The 16,902-nt window shown below is 68.3% G+C and carries 15 protein-coding genes; 5 read left to right on the forward strand and 10 right to left on the reverse strand.

The genetic code is table 11. From position 1 onward, the window contains the following. Nucleotides 1–65 precede the first annotated feature (65 nt). From V9K91_RS02800 to V9K91_RS02830, 7 genes are all read right to left on the reverse strand, one after another. Nucleotides 66–2,594 carry a methyl-accepting chemotaxis protein gene (locus tag V9K91_RS02800; protein ID WP_336442648.1) on the reverse strand — a complete coding sequence of 843 codons (2,529 nt, stop codon included), beginning with the start codon at nucleotides 2,592–2,594 and terminating at the stop codon, nucleotides 66–68. Between the two features lie 95 nt (nucleotides 2,595–2,689). Further along, nucleotides 2,690–3,523: an NAD(P)H-binding protein gene (locus tag V9K91_RS02805; RefSeq protein ID WP_336442649.1), complete on the reverse strand. Its 834-nt coding sequence runs from the start codon at nucleotides 3,521–3,523 to the stop codon at nucleotides 2,690–2,692. An 18-nt stretch (nucleotides 3,524–3,541) separates the two neighbouring features. After that, nucleotides 3,542–4,549, reverse strand: coding sequence for a bestrophin family ion channel (locus V9K91_RS02810; protein ID WP_095363063.1), 1,008 nt, complete (start codon nucleotides 4,547–4,549; stop codon nucleotides 3,542–3,544). Nucleotides 4,550–4,580: 31 nt separating this feature from the next. Continuing rightward, nucleotides 4,581–5,087 carry an Ohr family peroxiredoxin gene (locus V9K91_RS02815; RefSeq protein WP_336442650.1) on the reverse strand — a complete coding sequence of 169 codons (507 nt, stop codon included), beginning with the start codon at nucleotides 5,085–5,087 and terminating at the stop codon, nucleotides 4,581–4,583. 32 nt (nucleotides 5,088–5,119) lie between these two features. Continuing rightward, on the reverse strand, nucleotides 5,120–5,875 hold the full coding sequence (locus V9K91_RS02820; RefSeq protein WP_095363064.1) for an SDR family oxidoreductase: 756 nt from the start codon (nucleotides 5,873–5,875) through the stop codon (nucleotides 5,120–5,122). A gap of 128 nt (nucleotides 5,876–6,003) precedes the next feature. Continuing rightward, nucleotides 6,004–7,038 carry a LysR family transcriptional regulator gene (locus tag V9K91_RS02825; RefSeq protein WP_095363065.1) on the reverse strand — a complete coding sequence of 345 codons (1,035 nt, stop codon included), beginning with the start codon at nucleotides 7,036–7,038 and terminating at the stop codon, nucleotides 6,004–6,006. Further along, nucleotides 7,029–7,292 carry a transcriptional regulator gene (locus V9K91_RS02830; protein ID WP_336442651.1) on the reverse strand — a complete coding sequence of 88 codons (264 nt, stop codon included), beginning with the start codon at nucleotides 7,290–7,292 and terminating at the stop codon, nucleotides 7,029–7,031. The genes V9K91_RS02825 and V9K91_RS02830 overlap by 10 nt, the downstream gene beginning before the upstream one ends. A 137-nt stretch (nucleotides 7,293–7,429) precedes the next feature. Here V9K91_RS02830 and V9K91_RS02835 point away from each other — a divergent pair, with 137 nt between their 5' ends. After that, nucleotides 7,430–8,317 (forward strand): RNA polymerase sigma-70 factor, encoded by an 888-nt coding sequence (locus V9K91_RS02835; protein ID WP_095363066.1) that lies wholly within the window; start codon nucleotides 7,430–7,432, stop codon nucleotides 8,315–8,317. Then, nucleotides 8,317–8,928, forward strand: a complete 612-nt coding sequence (locus V9K91_RS02840; protein WP_095363067.1) for a DNA-3-methyladenine glycosylase — start codon at nucleotides 8,317–8,319, stop codon at nucleotides 8,926–8,928. The genes V9K91_RS02835 and V9K91_RS02840 overlap by 1 nt, the downstream gene beginning before the upstream one ends. 17 nt (nucleotides 8,929–8,945) lie before the next feature. Here the strand turns inward: V9K91_RS02840 and V9K91_RS02845 are convergent, their stop codons facing one another. Genes V9K91_RS02845 through V9K91_RS02855 form a run of 3 tightly spaced genes read right to left on the reverse strand, consistent with a single transcriptional unit; the run spans nucleotide 8,946 to nucleotide 13,849 of the window. Beyond that, nucleotides 8,946–9,578 carry a M23 family metallopeptidase gene (locus V9K91_RS02845; protein WP_095363068.1) on the reverse strand — a complete coding sequence of 211 codons (633 nt, stop codon included), beginning with the start codon at nucleotides 9,576–9,578 and terminating at the stop codon, nucleotides 8,946–8,948. An 18-nt stretch (nucleotides 9,579–9,596) separates the two neighbouring features. Beyond that, nucleotides 9,597–12,650: an efflux RND transporter permease subunit gene (locus V9K91_RS02850; protein ID WP_095363069.1), complete on the reverse strand. Its 3,054-nt coding sequence runs from the start codon at nucleotides 12,648–12,650 to the stop codon at nucleotides 9,597–9,599. After that, nucleotides 12,647–13,849, reverse strand: a complete 1,203-nt coding sequence (locus V9K91_RS02855; protein WP_217977534.1) for an efflux RND transporter periplasmic adaptor subunit — start codon at nucleotides 13,847–13,849, stop codon at nucleotides 12,647–12,649. The genes V9K91_RS02850 and V9K91_RS02855 overlap by 4 nt, the downstream gene beginning before the upstream one ends. Before the next feature lie 155 nt (nucleotides 13,850–14,004). Between V9K91_RS02855 and V9K91_RS02860 the strand changes: the two genes are divergently transcribed. The 3 genes from V9K91_RS02860 to V9K91_RS02870 are packed head-to-tail and all read left to right on the forward strand — an operon-like array spanning nucleotide 14,005 to nucleotide 16,899. Beyond that, nucleotides 14,005–14,805 carry a MipA/OmpV family protein gene (locus tag V9K91_RS02860; protein WP_095363070.1) on the forward strand — a complete coding sequence of 267 codons (801 nt, stop codon included), beginning with the start codon at nucleotides 14,005–14,007 and terminating at the stop codon, nucleotides 14,803–14,805. Continuing rightward, on the forward strand, nucleotides 14,805–15,518 hold the full coding sequence (locus V9K91_RS02865; protein WP_095363071.1) for a response regulator transcription factor: 714 nt from the start codon (nucleotides 14,805–14,807) through the stop codon (nucleotides 15,516–15,518). The genes V9K91_RS02860 and V9K91_RS02865 overlap by 1 nt, the downstream gene beginning before the upstream one ends. Then, the gene (locus V9K91_RS02870) at nucleotides 15,505–16,899 is read left to right on the forward strand and encodes an ATP-binding protein (RefSeq protein WP_141236204.1); all 1,395 of its coding nucleotides are present in this window, start codon (nucleotides 15,505–15,507) and stop codon (nucleotides 16,897–16,899) included. Before V9K91_RS02865 ends, V9K91_RS02870 begins: the two co-directional genes overlap by 14 nt. Nucleotides 16,900–16,902: the final 3 nt, after the last annotated feature.

The raw sequence follows: 16,902 nt of genomic DNA on the forward strand, positions 1-16,902 counted from the left end.
GGAAGCATACCGCCGGTGGCGCCGCCCATTGGGCGGCCCACGTAGACGCCGCAATCACGAACCCATCACGCTACCGCAGGACGAAGCCCGCGCACTACCGCAGGCCGTGCCACCACGAACGCCGCCACCGCTTCGGACAACAGAGCCGCCTGCCGCTGCATCGCCTGCGCGGACGCCGAGGCTTCCTCCACCATCGCCGCGTTCTGCTGCGTGCTGCCGTCCATCTGCAACAACGTCTTGCCTACCTGCTCGATGCCCACGCTCTGCTGCTGCGAGGCCGCCGCGATGCTGGCGCTGATCGCGGTGACCTGCCCCACGCTGCCGACGATGCGGCGCATGGTGGCACCAGCCTCGCCTACCAGCCGGGTACCGGCGTTGACCGTCTCCACCGAGGTCTCGATCAGCTGCTTGATCTGGCGGGCGGCATCGGCGCTGCGCTGGGCCAGCAGGCGTACTTCGCCCGCTACCACCGCGAAACTCCGGCCCTGCTCGCCGGCCCGTGCGGCTTCCACCGCAGCGTTGAGGGCAAGGATGTTGGTCTGGAAGGCGATGCCGTCGATCACCCCGGTGATGTCGCCGATGTGCCGTGAGGAGGCGGCGATGTCGTGCATCGTGGACACGACCTGTGCCACCGCGTTGCCGCCCTGCCCCGCAATGGCAGCGGCATCCATCGCCAGCTGGTTGGCCTGCTGCGCCGAATCCGCGTTCTCGCGCACGGTTGCAGTGAGTTCCTCCATGGAGGACGCGGTTTCTTCAAGATGCGCCGCCTGCCGTTCCGTGCGTTCGGCGAGGTCACGGTTGCCGGCCACGATTTCACCAGCCGCGCCGTTGATCGCCGCGGTGGCGTGCTGGATGCGCGCCACGATGTCGGCCAGCTGTGCCACGCTGGCGTTGGCATCGTCGCGCATCTGCGCGAACACGCCCTGGTAGTCACCCTGCATGCGGACGCCCAGGTCACCGTGCGCCAGCCCGGACAGCAGCGCCTGCAGCCCGGCCAGGTTGCCCTGGAAGGTATCCAGCAGGCGGTTGATGCTCACCGCCAAGGTCAGCACGAAACCCTGCTTGTCGTTCACCGCGATACGCGCCTGCAGCTGACCCTGCGCGGCGGCGTCCACCAGCGCGGCCACTTCGGTTTCGACCGTGGTTTCCAGCGCGCGGCTGCGCCATTCCACCGCGGCTCCCAGCAACTGGTCGTGGTCGAGGATGGGGTTGAGTACCAGCTGATAGCGGATTCCGCCCTGCTCGATCTCGTGTGCACTGGCATGGCCGCGCTGCAGCTGCGCGGCGACGCCCGCAAACACCGGATGCAGCACCTGCGCCGGTTGGCCCTGCCACTGGCTGGGCGTGCAGCCCAACGCAGTGCACAGCGCATGGTTGAGGAAGCCGATGCGGCCGTCGGGCTCCAGCACCATCAAGCCGGTCTGGGCACTGTCCAGGGCCTGGCGCGCACGGGTGTTGTCGCGCGCGGCGGCCCGCTCGGCCTCGATCCGGCCGCGCAGCCGTTCCTGCATATGTCGCAGGCGTTGCGCCAGCTGGCCGAACTCATCGTGCGGGTTATGCACGACCAGCACCGTATCCAGCCGGTCCTCGGCGATGTCCTCGGCGAAGCGCAACGTGTTGGCGATCGGGCGCTGCACCGCTTGCAGAGTCAGCAGCAGCGTGGCGATGAGCAACGCAGCCACCAGCAGCAGCGTGACCGCGAACACCACCGTCATCGCCCTCGCCTGTGCCTGCAGGCGCCCGCGCGCGGCCTCCAGCGCCGTTGCCTGCGCACGCTGCACCTGCTCAAGCGACGGCGCGATCTGTGCCGCGGTATCGGCCAGCGACTGCGCTTCCACATCCAGCCCGACCCGCGCGGCGGTGTAGCCAAGTAGCGCACCCTGGTAGCTGTCCATCGCGGTGCGGAGCGCGTCCTGTGCGGCCGCCGGCACGCCCGGCGCTGCCAGCGCCAGTTCGAACGGCAGCTTGGCGTCGCTTGCGCGGTCGGCATGGGTGGAATCGCCAGTGAGCAGCAGCAGCGCTTCCTGACGGCGGATGGCCTGCCACCGGGCGTCCAGTGCGGGTCGTTGCAGGGGGCCCAGCGCGGCCTCCATCGCAGAAGCGGCGGCCTCCAGCTGCGCGCGCAACCCGGCCTCGCCCCTTCCCATTTCATCCACGCGTGCATTCAGCGCGTTGATCCCCTCGGCAAACTCGCCGATGCGGGTGGCCAGGGCCCTTAGTGAAGCCGCATTGCCGTTGGCGGCAGCGGCGCGTTGCAGTACCTCCAGCGACACCTGCAGGCGCTGGCGTGCCCGTTGCAGTGCCTCCCGGTCGGCATCGTCGAAACTCGCCGCGTAGCGGGTCTGCAGGCGGCGGGCATCGGCCACCTGCGTGCCCAGTGCCGCCATCAGGCTGGTCGCCTGCTGATGGGAGGCGAAGGTGTCGGCGGCGCGTTCGCTGTTGTACCTTGTCCAGGCGTAGACGGCGGCCACCAGCAGCAGGCCCGCTGCACAGGCCACCAGGCTGACTTTAAGCTTGCGCGCCACGCTGAGCCGGCTCAGGGGTTCAGCCCTGCGGGCAAGGGACGACAGCACACGGCGGGGGATGGCCGACATGACGCACTCCAGACAGAAGGACGCATCGGTATCGGCTGCATTCGCCTGGACTTTAGGGCAGGATCCATTTGCATCCTGCCCTGTCCGCGCAGTGCCTACGTTGTAGCGGGCGTTGAAGACCGCACGATGACGGTCGGCGGTGCGGGCATTGGATTGGGGAGGTGCACCCGCGGCAGGGCACCGGGCACGTGGCTGGCGAGCCAATCGATGAAACGCGTAGTGCCCAACAGCGCGCCCGGCTCGGGGGTCAGCGTGGCATCTTTCAGCAGCGCACCGTAGTAGCGCGCCTCGGGATCTGCCACGACCGGACGCTGGTCCTGGTTGAAGTACATCACCCACTCCACCAGCTCGAACAGGCGATGACGCTCCGGGCCAGCGACCTGTACCGTGTGGCCGCGAGGCGGTGCGGTGGCAACCTGTGCGACCAGGGCGCCGAGATCGTCGGCGGCCACCGGCTGCACCTTGGCGGGCGACAGGTGCAGCACCTCGCGCGCAGCGACGGGCGGAACCAGCTGGACCATGAATTCGAAGCACTGGGTGGCACGGACCAGCGTGGCCGGAAGGGGCGCCCGGCGGATCAGGGCCTCCTGGATGGCTTTGGCCCGGAAGTAGGCGCTGTCCTGCAGGTAGGGAGTGCCCACCACGGAGAGGCCAACGTAGTGCGCAACGCCGGCGCGATCACAGGCCGCCAGCAGCCGCGTGGTGGCGCGCTCGAAATACGCGGTGACATCGGGGTCTTCGAAGATCGGTGCATTGCCCGCATCCACCACGACCTCTACCCCATCCAGAGCTTCATCCAGCCCATGCCCACCGACCACATCCACGCCGTTGCGCCGCGATGCCGCGCGCACGTCGTGGCCCTGCGCGGCCAACTGCTCCACCACGCGGCTGCCAATCAGCCCGTGACCTCCGATGACGACGATCTTCATGTGCGTGCTCCCGATGGGCTACATCACGATGGGGCTGGCCGGCACCTGCGGTACCGGAATGTCGCGCTCATCCAGCAGCAGGCGCAGGTCCAGCTCGATGGAGGTGCACAGCTGCGAAATCGGAATGTCGTTGGCGCCACCTTCGAAGGGATTGGCGCTGCTTTCGCCGACCTGGTCCAGCGCGGCATACATCCACGACACCAGCACGCTCAGCGGAATCGCCAGCCACACCATGTGCCCGGCCATCGCCCCGCCCACGGTGTCGTTCATGGGTGCCAGCAGGTCGATCATGCCCAGTGGCAGCAGCAGGCACAGGATGCGGACAAAGATCACGTTGATCACCGCGTACTGGCGCGGATAGGGGTAGTTCTTGATCCGTTCGCTGCGCGCCTGCTGGTCGTGCAGGTCGCGCAGCACGCGCTGCAGTTCGGCGAAGCTGGCCTGCGGTATGTCACCTGCATCCAGCAGCTGACGCAGCGATGCCCCCTGCAGGGAAAGTACTTCGGTGGCCTTGCCGCCAGCGCCCAGGATGCGCGAGCGCTCTTCGGGAGTGACGTACTTGATCAGCTCGGCATCCAGCGTGCGCACCTTTTCCGGCACGTCATAGCGCTTGCGGTACTCGATGTTGGGCGCCAGCTGCACGGTCTCCCAGGGTTTGGTTTCGCGCATCTGGTAGCGTAGCGCGGTCAGCCACGCCAGGTGGCGGTACACCAGCCGCCGGGTGTGTTCGGGATGGGCCACGTAGTCGCGGCTCATCGTGCCCCACAGGCGGCTGGCGGCGGTGATGGAGGCCCACACCTGCTGCGCTTCCCACAACCGGTTGTAGGTCTGGGTGTTCTTGAAGCCTGCGATCAGCGCCACGCTGGTACCCAGCATGAAGATTACGTTCCATGGCACCGCCAGCCAATGCAGCCCGCCGAGCTGGTACAGCGCCACCAGCGCCACATCCAGCAGGATCAGCAGGTACAGCGGGCGGCGGGTCCACAGCAGGAACTCGGTGAAGGTATAGGAGCGGCCGGCGTGCATGAGGGTGTTCTCCAGCAGGGGGAAACGCCGCTCAGGGGGCGGCGGTGGGCACCACGCTCACCACGTGCGTGATGCCGTTGCGGAACATCTTTGCGTAGGGGCAGACACGTTCGGTGTTGCGCACCAGCTCGGCGGCCACGCCGGCCTCAAGGCCGGGCAGGTAGGCTTCCACCTCGGCCGACAGCAGGTACAGGCCGTCGATCGGGTCGCGCGAGAAGGTCACCGACACCTCGATGCAGGGGTCCACCAGCACCAGCCCGGCACGGCTGGCCAGCAGGTTCATCGCGCCGTGGAAGCAGGCCGCATAGCCGGCAGCCAACAGCTGCTCGGGGTTGCTGCCGCCCCCTGGACCGCCCAGCGAGGGAGGCAGGCGCAGGTCGAGCGCCAAGGCGCCATCGTCGGAGACGACCACGCCCGAAGCGCGTCCGTGTCCCGTCTCGCCGCCGCTCACCCGCACCCGCCCGGTGTAGAGCGGGCGCACCTCGTCGCCACGGTATTTGTCGAGAACGGTGCGCGACGGCGGCTTCAGGTCGGACATGGCGTTTCCACGAGGTGCGGGCGGACGGGCAATCAGTTGCTGCGTACCAACCCGGACTGCTGCAGCCAGGCATCGAAGCCCTGCCGGCCCAGCCACGCCTGGCCGACCGGCACCAGCGTGTCGTTCTGCAGTTGCGCACCGAAGTACGGTGCCTGTGCGTCGCCCACCACCTGGCGAGGATCGTGGGTACGGTCGAGGAAGCGCTGTGCCAGTTCGTCCATCGGTGCGCGCTCGGGGCCGGCGATCTCCACCACCCCGTTGACGGCAGGCTGCAGCGCGATGCGCGCCACTGCGTCGGCCACGTCGTCCGCCGAAATCGGCTGCACCAGCGCGGTGGGCAGGCGCAGCGCTTCCCCGGCGGACTGGAGGATGCCCGGCAGGAATTCGAAGAACTGGGTGGAATGGATGATGGTATAGGCGATGCCCGCCTCGCGGATCAACGTCTCCTGCGCGATCTTGCCGCGGAAGTAGCCACTGGCCGCCAGCTTGTCGGTGCCCACCACGGAAAGGGCCACGTGATGGCGTACGCCGGCCTTGGCTTCGGCGGCCAGGATGTTGCGCCCCGCGGTCTGGAAGAAGGCCAGCACCTCTGCGTCTTCGAACGATGGCGAGTTGGCCAGGTCGATGACCACGTCGGTGCCGGCCATGGCCGCCTCCAGGCCGTCGCCGCTGATGATGTCGATGCCGGTGGACGGTGCGGCGATGACGATGTCATGGCCTGCCGCGCGCAGGCGGTCGACGACCTTGCTGCCAATGCGGCCGGTGCCGCCGATAACCAGGATCTTCATATTCTTGCTCCAGGGGTGGAAGATGGAACCCCGGTGGCTGGGGCATGTGACGATGCTAGTCAGGCCGCTACGGCGGCAGTAGGTCCGCGCGCGGACGCGCACTGTTGCCTGTCAGGCACCAATGGCGTTCATTGCCACGCGCCGGCATCGACGTCGCGCGCCGGTGCACTGGCCTGCTGCACGCTTTCCCAATGGGTCACCACGTCCAGGTCGAGTGCACGCACCTCGCTGGTGATGAAATCGATGAACGCGCGGATGCGCTTGGGCAGCTGGCGTCGGCTGAGGTAGCACAGGTAGTGCCCGCGGTCGTCGGCGGCGTACTGGTCCAGGCAGCTCACCGCCAACCCGGCATCCAGCGCAGCGCGCACCTGGTAGTTCGGCAGCTGCGCCAGGCCCTGTCCCTGCAGGACCGCCTGCAGCGCCAGGTCGGCGTCGTTGAACACCAGCGCCGACGCCGGTTCCACGCTCAGCGGCCGGCCTTCCACACGAAACTCCCACGGCTGCAGCCGCCCGTTGGCCTGCCGCTGGCTGATGCAGGCATGCGCGGCCAGCTCGCCCACGCTGGCCGGCAGGCCGTGCCGCACCACGTAGTCCGGGGCGGCGCAGACCAGCAGCTGCATCGGGATCAGGTGTTTTGCGATGACCTCGCTGTCTTCCAGCACGCCGTCGCGGAACGCCACATCGATCCGGTCGGCGGCCAGGTCCAGCGGGCGCTCCTCCAGCTGCAGTTCGAGGGTGACATCGGGGAAGTGGGCCCGGAATGCCGACAGCAGCGGCGCGATCACCTTGCGCCCGAACCCATGCGTGGCACTCACCCGCAGGTGCCCCCGTGGCGGCCCGTCACGCAGGTCGCGCATTTCCTCCAGCGCCTGCAGGATGCGGTCGACACCGGGGCGGCAGCCGTCGTGGAACAGCTCGCCTTCGCGGGTGAGCGAGGTCGACCGGGTGGTGCGCAGGAACAGGCGCACGCCCAGCTGCCCCTCCAGTTTCTGTACGCTGCGGCTGACCGCCGAGCGGCCGATGCCGAGCCGGTCGGCCGCGCGCGAGAAGCTGCCTTCGTGGGCCACGGCAATGAACGCCATCACCCCGGCGTAGCTGGCCGAGAAGCCGGTGGTGAGCGGGTCGACACCGTCGTCTACGGTGGCCGGATCAGTCAGGGACATGCGGGCGGCGCTCCAAGATGGCGCGCATGTGCGCGCAGGCAGGCGTGGGCCGCTTCCAGCCGTTGCCTGCATTCAGCAGCAGGCAACCCCAGCAACGGCATGAGCTCCTCGATCGACGCACCGGCCACGTCATGCAGCAACAGCAGCAGCCGGGCGTCGACTGGCAGCGCCTCCAGCGCAGACAGGAACGTGGTCCAGACCTGGTCGGCGGGGCGTGGCAGGCCTGCGGCGTCGGCGGTGGATGAGGTGCTCATGCAAGGCAGACGGACCAGCGCGATGCCCTGTGACAGCCCCCGTCCGTTGAATTGGTGCGCAGCGCTCAACGCCGTGCGTCGACAGTGTCCTGCTTACGGCACTGTCCCTGCGGCGCGCGCTCGTGTTGAATGCCGCCATGGATACTTCCCTCGACCGTTTCACCCAGCTGCGCCCGCGCGTGCTTGGCGTGGCCTATCGCATGCTGGGCTCCATGGCCGAAGCCGAAGATGTCGCGCAGGAGGTGTGGCTGCGCTGGAACGGCACCGACCGCGACGCCATCGAGAACGCCGAAGCCTGGCTGGTCGCCACCACCACCCGCATCGCCATCGACGAGCTGCGCATGGCGCGCCGCAGCCGCGAGCACTATGTGGGCATCTGGCTGCCCGAGCCGGTACTGACGGACGATGCCAGCACGCCGGAGCGCCTGCACGAAGCGGCCAGCGATCTCTCCGTTGCCTTCCTGGCGGTACTGGAACGGCTGGCGCCGGAAGCACGCGCCGCCTTCCTGCTGCACGATGTGTTCGACCGTGACTATCCCGAGATCGCCCGCATCCTCGACAAGAGCGAAGCAGCCTGCCGGCAGATCGTGCACCGCGCACGCGCCCGCCTGCGCGAGGAGCGCCCCCTGCACGCGGTGCCGCACCACACCCACCAGCAACTGCTGCAGGCGTTTACCGAGGCGCTGGACAAGGGCGACCTGAAGTCGATGATCGCGCTGATGGACACGTCGGCGCAGCTGATCGGCGATGGTGGCGGCTTCGTCAGCAGCTTCCCCAGGCCGATGCTTGGCGGCGCGCGCATCGCCCAGCTCCTGTTCGCGCCCACCCTGCGGCGCCGCGCCGAGCTGCGCATGGTGCCCGCGTTCATCAACGGCCGCTTGGGGGTGCTGCGCTACTTTGGCGAGCACCTGGATTCGGCGATGTCGTTCGATACCGATGGCGAGCGCATCACCCAGATCCTGGTGCAGCGCAATCCGAACAAGCTGGCGCGGATCCTGGCCGCGCAGCAGCCGGCGCTACGCTGATGCCCCTGCCTCCGTCGCGCTGGCGTACGCTCCCGCGCAGCTTCTACCGGCGGCATCCGACCGAGGTCGCGCCCGAGCTGCTGAACAAGCTGCTGGTGCGCGACGATGGCCGGGCCGGTCGCATCGTGGAAGTCGAGGCCTATGCAGGCGACCAGGACCCGGCCGCGCATTCGTTCCGGGGCATGACCCCGCGTACAGCCACCATGTTTGGCGAATGCGGCCATCTCTATGTCTACTTCACCTACGGCATGCACTGGGGCAGCAACGCGGTCTGCGGCGAGGTCGGCCAGGGCTGGGGCGTGCTGCTGCGGGCTCTGGAACCCGTGCAGGGATTGGAACTGATCCGTGAGGCGCGGCCAGCCATTCGCCGCGATCGCGAACTGGCCAGCGGGCCTGGACGGCTGTCGCAGGCGATGGGTATCGACAAGGCACTGGATGGCGCGGACCTCGTCAGCAATGACCGCGGCATCCGGATCGTGTCGGACGGGATGGCGCCACCGGAGGATCCGGCGGCGGGTCCCCGCATCGGCATCAGTCGCGCCGTGGAGTTCCCATGGCGCTGGCATGTGCGCGGGCATGCGCACGTGTCCGGCCGGCGGTCGAAGGCGTAACGACCAACGGTCGTTACCTACCGCGGTAGCGCACGACCGTTGGTCGTGCGGTGCGCCTTCAGCAGCGGCAGCGGATCGTAGGCGCCATCGGCGCCGTAGATCCCCCAGTGCAGGTGCGGCGGGGTACCGGCCGCATTGCCACTGTCACCGACGTAGCCCAGCACGGTGCCTTCGCTGACCACCTCGCCCTCGGCCAGCCCCTCGCGCCAGTCCTGGAGATGTGCGTAGTAGTAGCGCTCGCGCGCCGGTCCAATGACCCATACCTGGCGCCCGCCCAGCCCGCTGTCGCGCACCGCGACCACCACGCCTGGCGCCGCACTTCGTACCGGCGTGCCGCGCTTGGCGAAGATGTCCACGCCGGCATGGGTGCGGTCGCGTCCGCGTGGTGCGCCGAAGGTGTCGGCGATGCGCCGTGCCGCCACGCCTTCCACTGGCACCGGCAAGGTGCTGGGCGCAGGCATGCGCGCCAGCGCCCACATGGCGCGCGGTGCCTTCAGCCATTCGCTGTTCCAAAGGGTGAGCAGTGAAATGCCCAGCAAGGCAGGAACGACCAGCCAGCCCAGCCAGCGGCGCAGCGCAAAGGCGCGGGTACGCGACGACGTCGGCGCGGGGGGAACGGTGACGGTATCCGGAGGCAGTGGCTCTTTCATTGCTACAGCATCGCAGACTCAACGTGCAGGATGCATGTTGCGCTGCCCGGCCCGAAGCCGCACCCGCAGGTCGTCGATGCAGGTGAACAACACCGGCACCACCACCAGGCTGAGGACGGTCGACGTTGCCAGGCCGCCGATGACCGTGATCGCCAACGGCTGGCGGAAACTTGCATCGGCCCCCAGTCCCGCTGCGATCGGCAGCATGCCGGCCACCATCGCCAGCGAAGTCATCAGGATGGGGCGGGCACGATGACTGCATGCGTCCAGGAGCGCCGCGTCACGACCCATCCCCTGTTGGCGCATGGCCTGCGCCGAATGATCGACCAGCAGGATCGAATTCTTGGTCACGATTCCCATCAGCATGACCAGTCCGATCATCGCCGGCACATCCAACGCACTGCCGGTCGCCAGCAGCGCCAGCAGGGCACCTCCCAACGAGAGCGGCACGGCGGATAGGATGGTCAACGGCTGGAACGCGTCTTTGAACAGCAGAACCAGCACACAGAACATGCAAAGCAGGCCGGCACCGATGGCCAAGAGGAAGCCACCGGCAAGCTCGCCCGCCAGTTCGGAGTCCCCGGCTTCGATCGGATTGACCCCGGCCGGCATCGCCTGGCTGATCGGCAACGCCGCTACCGCAGCTTCGGCGTCGCCCAAGGGTATTCCCGCAAGGCCGGCGCTGAGGGTGACGACGCGCTGCCGGTCGAAGCGGTCTATCTGACTTGGGCCGCTTTCCATGTCCAGGGTAGCGATGCTGTGCAGCGGCACCGGACCCTCACGACCCGGCACGCGCAGGCGCCCGATCGCCGCCAGATCCGCTCGCAGCGCGGGAGCGACCTGCACGCGGATCAGGACCTGGCGCGTATCCAGGTTGAGCCGTGGCAGAACGGCGTCCGCGTCACCACCCAAGGCAATCCGTATTGTTTCTGCGATGGAGGCAGTAGTGACCCCCAGCTCGGCGGCGCGGTGTGGGTCTGGACGCACGGTCAGTTCCGGCTGCTCCAGGCTGGCCGAGGAACCGACGTTGGCCAAGCCGGGAATGCCGCGCATCTGCTGCTCAAGCGTCTGCGCGGTGTTCCGCAGCAGGCGCGCATCATCGCTGGCCAGAATCAGGGTCATCGCCGTGCCAAGGTTGCCGCCCCCCACGCTGAAGCGCGCTCCCGGCAGTGTTGCCAGCCGCTCCCGCACCTGTGCTTCGATCGCCTGCTGCCCCGCGCGCTGGTCACGCGGGCCCAGGGTGAGGGTCAACAATGCGCGACGCACTTCCAGGCTCGATGCACCATCCCCGTCGCCTGGCTCACCTACCCGCGCGAATACCTGCGCTACCCCGGGCACGTCCCCGAGGGCCCTTCGCACGCGCTCGGCGGCCGCCACCGAATCGACCAATGCCACCCCGGGTGGCAGTTCAACTCCTACGTCGACATAGCCCTGGTCGGCTGCCGGCATGAAGCCGGTAGGTAGCAGGGGAAGCAATCCGAACGAACCCAGGAGAAACGCCACTGCCGCCGCCAGGGTAATGCGTCGATGGGCCAGTGCCCACTGCACGGTGGCCAGGTACCTTCGCATCAGCCAGCCATGTACATGTGGGCGCGCGGGCAGCGGACGGAGCCAGTGCACGGCCAGCAGCGGCGTCAGCAACCGCGCTACCAGCAGCGAGGCGAGCACGGCGATGACCGTAGTCCAGCCGAACTGTGCGAACAGCAATCCGGCAATGCCCGGCATCATCGCGGTGGGCAGGAACACCACTACCAGCGTGAGCGTGGTGGCCATCACCGCCAACGCGATTTCGCTTACCGCGTCGGCCGTGGCCTGGGCAATCGACTTTCCACGCCTTCGGTGGGATTCGATATTTTCGATCTCGACGATGGCATCGTCCACGAGAATGCCTGCAACCACCGCCAGGGCCAGCAGCGTCAGCGTGTTGAGCGAGAATCCCAGCCACGGCATCAGCGCGAACGTCGGCAGGATCGACAGCGGCAAGGCCATCGCAGCGACCGCCGTGGCACGCCAGTCGCGCAGGAACCACCACACCACCAGCACCGCCAGCACTGCACCCTCCAGCAGCATCTGCATGGATCCTCGATACTGCTCAAGCGTGTAGTCCACGCGGCTGGAAACCGGACTCAGCACCAGGCCCGGGTGCTGCCGCTGCATGGCATCCAGCGCACGCCCCACCGCTGCAGCGGTAGCTGCCTCGTCACTGCCACGCGTGCGGTAGACATGGATGCCTACCACCTGCGCGCCATCGAGCAGTGCCGCCTGGTCCCGCTCACGATGGCCATCGACCACGTCGGCCACCTGGTCCAGACGCAACCAGCGGCCGCGGGCAAGTGGCAATGCCACTGCCCGCAGCGCATCGGCGGTCGCCACTGTGGCCAAAGTGCGCAGGGACTGCTCGCCGCCCCCAAGGCGCACCCCGCCCGCCGAAGACTCCATCTGCACCGACGCCAGCGCGCGCGAAACGTCAGTGGCGGTCACATCGAGCGCGGCCAGCCGCACCGGATCCAGCTCCACCCTTACTTCGCGCTGCACGCCGCCCAAACGTTCCACCTGCCCGACCCCGGGCACCGTACGCAGCGCCTTGCCCAGCACATCGTCGACGAACCAGGACAGATGCGCCTCGTCCAGCGTGGCCGACTCCACGGCATAGGTGAGGATCGGACTGCTGCCGACCACGTCCGCACTGACCGCCGGCGGAAGCAGGTCGTCGGGCAGCATGGTGCGTGTACGGTCCAGCGCCGCCTTGACCTCATCCAGGGCCCCGGACAACGATGTGCCGATCTCGAATTCGGCCGAGATGTGCACGGCGCCGTTACGCATCTGGCTGCGCAGGTGGCGCAGCCCGACCAGGTTGGCCAGCGCATCCTCAACTGGCCGTGCCACGGCCGTTTCCAGCTGTGCCGGCGCCGCTCCGGGCTGGGCCAGGGTCACATTGACGGTCGGCAGTTCGATATCGGGCAGGTTCTGGATGGGCAGGCGCACCCATCCCACCACGCCGGCCACCGAAAGAAGCACGAACAGCAGGATCACCGGGGTTGGGTTGCGGATCGACCACGTCGCGAAGTTCATGGCGTACCCGGCACGATCTGGACGCGGTCGCCGTCGGCAAGGAAGCCGGCACCCTCTTCGACGATCCATTCCCCCGCTTCCAGGCCCGAAGCGATTTCAACCTGACGGTCGTGCCGCCGTCCCACCGCTACCTCACGTGCGCTCACATGGCCGTGGGTCCCTGAGGCATTGAGGGTGAACACCCGGTTCCGTCCGTCGCGGACCACCACCGACGCGGCGGGCACCACCAGTGCAGGCGTGCGTGCCAGGCCGATGCTGCCTTCCACATACATGCCGGCGCGCGCCGCGCTGCCTGCGTCGATATCCGCGTAGACCAGCGCCTGCCGCGTCTCCGTCGCCAGTCCCGGGGCGAATTGGCGGATTCTCGCCTGCGCAGCGCTGCCATCGGGCAGGCGCAGCAGGACCGGCTGGCCAACCTCCACCTGGCCCAGCTGGACCGCGCCCAGCTCGCCCCGCCATTCCAGCCGCCGCTGGCGGATGAGTTTGAACAGGGCATCGCCGCGCTCCGGCACGGCGCCAAGGGTAGCCGTGCGTTCACTGATCACCCCGTCATCGGGCGCGCGCAACACGCTGTAGCTGATTTCCACCTGTCTGGCGTGCAGCGCTGCCCGCGCTGCGCGTACTGCGGCCGCTGCAGAGGCCGCGTCTGCAAGCGCCTGCAGGATCGACTGCTCGCTCAACGCTCCACTGGCGCGCAGCTGCTCCGCACGCCGCGCATCGCGACCGGCCTGTGCGGACGCGACCTCGGCCTGCGCCAAGGCCGCCTGCAGGCGGTCAGCGTCGGCCCGCAGCAGCGCGTCGTCGAAACGCGCCAACACCTGGCCCTTGCGCACCAGGTCGCCAACGTCGGCATCCACGCTGGCCAGGCGCAGCCCGGCCAATGGGGCGCCGACCACCGATTCCTGCCAGGCTGCAATCGCACCGGACGCGGTAACGTCGCGTTGCCAGGACTGTCGCGCCACGCGCACGCGCGTGACCGTCATGGCCGCCGGTGCCTCGGCCGCGCCACGTGGTACGCGGGTTGCCCGGTTGCCGGGTTGGACCAGTACCAAGGAAGTCAGCACCGCCAGGGTGATCGCCAACGCGGCCACCAGCACTTTGAAGCGCAGCGTGGTGCGGCCGCTCAACCGCGACGGAATCGGCGGCAGCGAAGCGGCCCAGTGGCGGTTGCGGGAAGGGCGCGGGCGATGGTCGACCATGCGGGGCTCGGGGGCGGAGGAGGCGGCGGCGATTCTGGAGCCGGACGGGTTACCCGGCTCTTACTGACCCGCAGGCAACCGCGGCATGGACGGTAAGTCGCGTGTAAGTCCGCGGCGGCAAGACTCGCTCCGCCCTCCCTCGGAAGTTCCGCCCCATGTTCAAGTACCTGGTTTCCGTTCCGCTCCTGCTTCCCACCCTCGCCCTGGCGCAGAGCACCACCAGCAGTGGTGACCTGATCGCCAAGGCCAATGACGATCGCTGGTCGATCGGCGTGGCCGCCTCCGTGCGCCAGAGTCCCTATGCCGGCGAAGGCACCCGCGTGCGCCCGGTACCGCTGCTTACCTATGAAGGCGAGCGGATCTTCTGGCGCGGCTTGACCGGTGGCGTGCACGTGGTCCAGGGCGATACCTTCAGCTTGGATGCCGTTCTGAGTGGCCGTTTCGACGGCTTCGACATCAAGGACCTTGGCCGCCGCGAGCTGCAGGCCAACGGCGTGGACCCCGAGCGCCTGGACGACCGTGATGATGGGCTGGATGCCGGCATCACCGCAAGCTGGAGCAGCCGCGCCGGCGAGTTCAAGCTGAGTGCACTGGCCGATGTGACCGATGCCAGCGGTGGCTACGAGATCGCCGCCGACTATGCGTATGCGCTGAAGTGGGGCCGTACTACCGTCATTCCGGGCGTCGGGGTACGCTGGATGTCCGATGATCTGGTCAACTACTACCACGGCACTCTGGATGAGGAAGTTGCACGCGGCGTGGCGCGCTACCAGCCCGGCTCGGCCGTGGTGCCACAGGTGAGCATCGCCTTCACCCGTCCGCTGGGCAACAAGTGGCGTTTGATGGGCGGGGTGGACTACAAGTTCCTGCCCGATGAAATCACCGACAGCCCACTCAGCGAGCCGGACACGGACGGCTCTGCCGGCCTGCGCATCGGCATCACCCGGAGCTTCTGATGTCCCAGCCCACGCCTGCTGCCCTGCCCAACCGGATCGCCCTGGTCGAAGACCACGGGCGCCTGGCGAGCCTGGTCGAGCGTGGGCTGGGTGCCGCGGGCATCGCCGTCGACACGTTCCCCACTATGGAAACGGCCTGGCATGCCATCGGCCAGCATGCCTATGCGCTGGCCGTGATCGACCGCGGCCTGCCTGACGGCGATGGCCTGGACCTGGTGCGGCGGATGCGGGCGGCCGGCAACCGCATGCCCTGCCTGATGCTGACCGCGCGCGATGCCCTGCACGACCGGGTGGATGGACTGGACGCCGGTGCGGATGACTACCTGCCCAAACCCTTCGCCATCGAAGAGCTGGCGGCGCGGGTGCGTGCATTGATGCGCCGCCCGGCCGAACTGCGCGACCTGCAGCTGGTGCATCACGACCTGCGGGTCGTTGCCGAAGAGAGTTGCATGCGTTGCGGTGACGAACAGGTCAGCCTGGCACCGGCCGAACTGCAGATCATCATTTCGCTGGTTCGTGCCGCCGGCCAGGTGGTGCGCCGGGGTGCATTGGAATCCGCGGCATGGGGGGTGAGCGAAGCGGTCACCCCCAACGCGCTGGATGTTGCCCTGCATCGACTGCGGCGCAAGCTGGGCGCAATCGATTCAACGCTGTCCGTAGTGAACGTACGCAACCTTGGCTTTGCCCTGCGGCCTGCCGATGCTGCCGCGTAGCCTCAGCGCACGCTTGATGCTGGCCACGCTGGTGGCGCTGCTCGCCGCAGCCACCGCTGCGGCGGCCGTGATGCTGATGCTTCGCACCAGCTCCCTGGAAGACATGGTGCGCGAGGAACTCGCCGAAGAAGTGGTGGAGCTCAGGGAGGGCATGCGGGTCGGCGCCGACGGCGCCGTAACCCTGGAACTGTCGCCCGAGGTCGGCAACGTCTATGCCGCCATGCGCAACGACGCCGCGTACCGCCTGACCGACCAGCACGGCCATACCGTCGCCACCAGCCAGGACGGCCCGGCCCTGCAGACGCTGTCGGCGCTGCCGGCGGGCGCGCCCGCAATGACGGTCGCCGCACCCGACGGTGACGTTCACCTGCGGGTGGCCGACGCGGCATTCGAGCACGCAGGCCGCACCTACCACGCCCGCATCGCGCGCAGCGACCGCCTGGTGGCAACCCTGAAAGACCACGCCTCCAAGCTGTACCTGCGCGCCGGGGCGGCGGTGGTGGTGTTGGCATTGCTGACCTTCACTGCCGTGATCTACTTCATCGTCAACCGGATGGTTCGTCCACTTCGCCAGGCCTCGCGTGTGGCGGCACGGGTGGGCCCGCGCAACCTGGGCACACGCTTGCACAGCGAAGGCCTGCCATCGGAAGTCGTGCCCTTGATCGACGCCTTCAATGCCGCGCTGGAACGCCTGGAACAGGGCTTCCGGGTGCAGCAGGAATTCCTTGCCTCGGCGGCGCACGAGCTGAAGACACCGCTGGCACTGCTGCAGGCCGAAATCGAGCTCAGCGGCGCCCCCAACACCGCGTTGCTGCTCCGCGACACCGCGCAGATGGCGCGGCAGGTGCACCAGCTGCTGCACTTGGCCGAGGTCAGCGAGGGACATAACTACACGTTTGCACCGGTGCAGGTGCGCAGCGTGATCGATGACGCCGTCGATTACCTGTCACGGGTCGCCGATCAACGCGGGGTGGATGTGCTGGTCACTACCGAGGGCGCGGAGTTCCCGCCGGTGGAGGCGGATGCGGGCGCGCTGTTCGTGCTGGTGAAGAACCTGCTGGAGAATGCGCTGAATCATGCGCCCCAGGGCAGCATGGTTCGGATCGTGGTGGAGCCGGATCGTTTCCACGTGCGCGATGCCGGCCAGGGCGTTGGCGTTGCCGACCGTTCGATGCTGTTCAAGCGCTTCTGGCGCGGCAACGCAAAGGACGGCGATGGCGCTGGTCTGGGACTGGCGATCTGCATGGAGATCTGCCTGTCCCATGGGTGGTCCATCGCGCTTTCAGCGGACGACGGTGCCCCCGGTGCATGCTTCGTCGTGGTCACAAACACCGCTGCCTGTTCGGCGGCAGGCTGCCGCTCAACGGCTACCGGGTGGTAGCCG

This window comes from Stenotrophomonas sp. CCNWLW57 (genome assembly GCF_037203925.1).
GTDB classification, from domain to species: domain Bacteria; phylum Pseudomonadota; class Gammaproteobacteria; order Xanthomonadales; family Xanthomonadaceae; genus Stenotrophomonas; species Stenotrophomonas rhizophila_A.

What these genes read in the sequence shown, in the direction of transcription:
- V9K91_RS02800 (WP_336442648.1), bottom strand. Translation starts at nt 2,594, where the DNA reads ATGTCGGCCATCCCCCGCCGTGTGCTGTCGTCCCTTGCCCGCAGGGCT.
- V9K91_RS02805 (WP_336442649.1), bottom strand. Translation starts at nt 3,523, where the DNA reads ATGAAGATCGTCGTCATCGGAGGTCACGGGCTGATTGGCAGCCGCGTG.
- V9K91_RS02810 (WP_095363063.1), bottom strand. Translation starts at nt 4,549, where the DNA reads ATGCACGCCGGCCGCTCCTATACCTTCACCGAGTTCCTGCTGTGGACC.
- V9K91_RS02815 (WP_336442650.1), bottom strand. Translation starts at nt 5,087, where the DNA reads ATGTCCGACCTGAAGCCGCCGTCGCGCACCGTTCTCGACAAATACCGT.
- V9K91_RS02820 (WP_095363064.1), bottom strand. Translation starts at nt 5,875, where the DNA reads ATGAAGATCCTGGTTATCGGCGGCACCGGCCGCATTGGCAGCAAGGTC.
- V9K91_RS02825 (WP_095363065.1), bottom strand. Translation starts at nt 7,038, where the DNA reads ATGTCCCTGACTGATCCGGCCACCGTAGACGACGGTGTCGACCCGCTC.
- V9K91_RS02830 (WP_336442651.1), bottom strand. Translation starts at nt 7,292, where the DNA reads ATGAGCACCTCATCCACCGCCGACGCCGCAGGCCTGCCACGCCCCGCC.
- V9K91_RS02835 (WP_095363066.1), top strand. Translation starts at nt 7,430, where the DNA reads ATGGATACTTCCCTCGACCGTTTCACCCAGCTGCGCCCGCGCGTGCTT.
- V9K91_RS02840 (WP_095363067.1), top strand. Translation starts at nt 8,317, where the DNA reads ATGCCCCTGCCTCCGTCGCGCTGGCGTACGCTCCCGCGCAGCTTCTAC.
- V9K91_RS02845 (WP_095363068.1), bottom strand. Translation starts at nt 9,578, where the DNA reads ATGAAAGAGCCACTGCCTCCGGATACCGTCACCGTTCCCCCCGCGCCG.
- V9K91_RS02850 (WP_095363069.1), bottom strand. Translation starts at nt 12,650, where the DNA reads ATGAACTTCGCGACGTGGTCGATCCGCAACCCAACCCCGGTGATCCTG.
- V9K91_RS02855 (WP_217977534.1), bottom strand. Translation starts at nt 13,849, where the DNA reads ATGGTCGACCATCGCCCGCGCCCTTCCCGCAACCGCCACTGGGCCGCT.
- V9K91_RS02860 (WP_095363070.1), top strand. Translation starts at nt 14,005, where the DNA reads ATGTTCAAGTACCTGGTTTCCGTTCCGCTCCTGCTTCCCACCCTCGCC.
- V9K91_RS02865 (WP_095363071.1), top strand. Translation starts at nt 14,805, where the DNA reads ATGTCCCAGCCCACGCCTGCTGCCCTGCCCAACCGGATCGCCCTGGTC.
- V9K91_RS02870 (WP_141236204.1), top strand. Translation starts at nt 15,505, where the DNA reads ATGCTGCCGCGTAGCCTCAGCGCACGCTTGATGCTGGCCACGCTGGTG.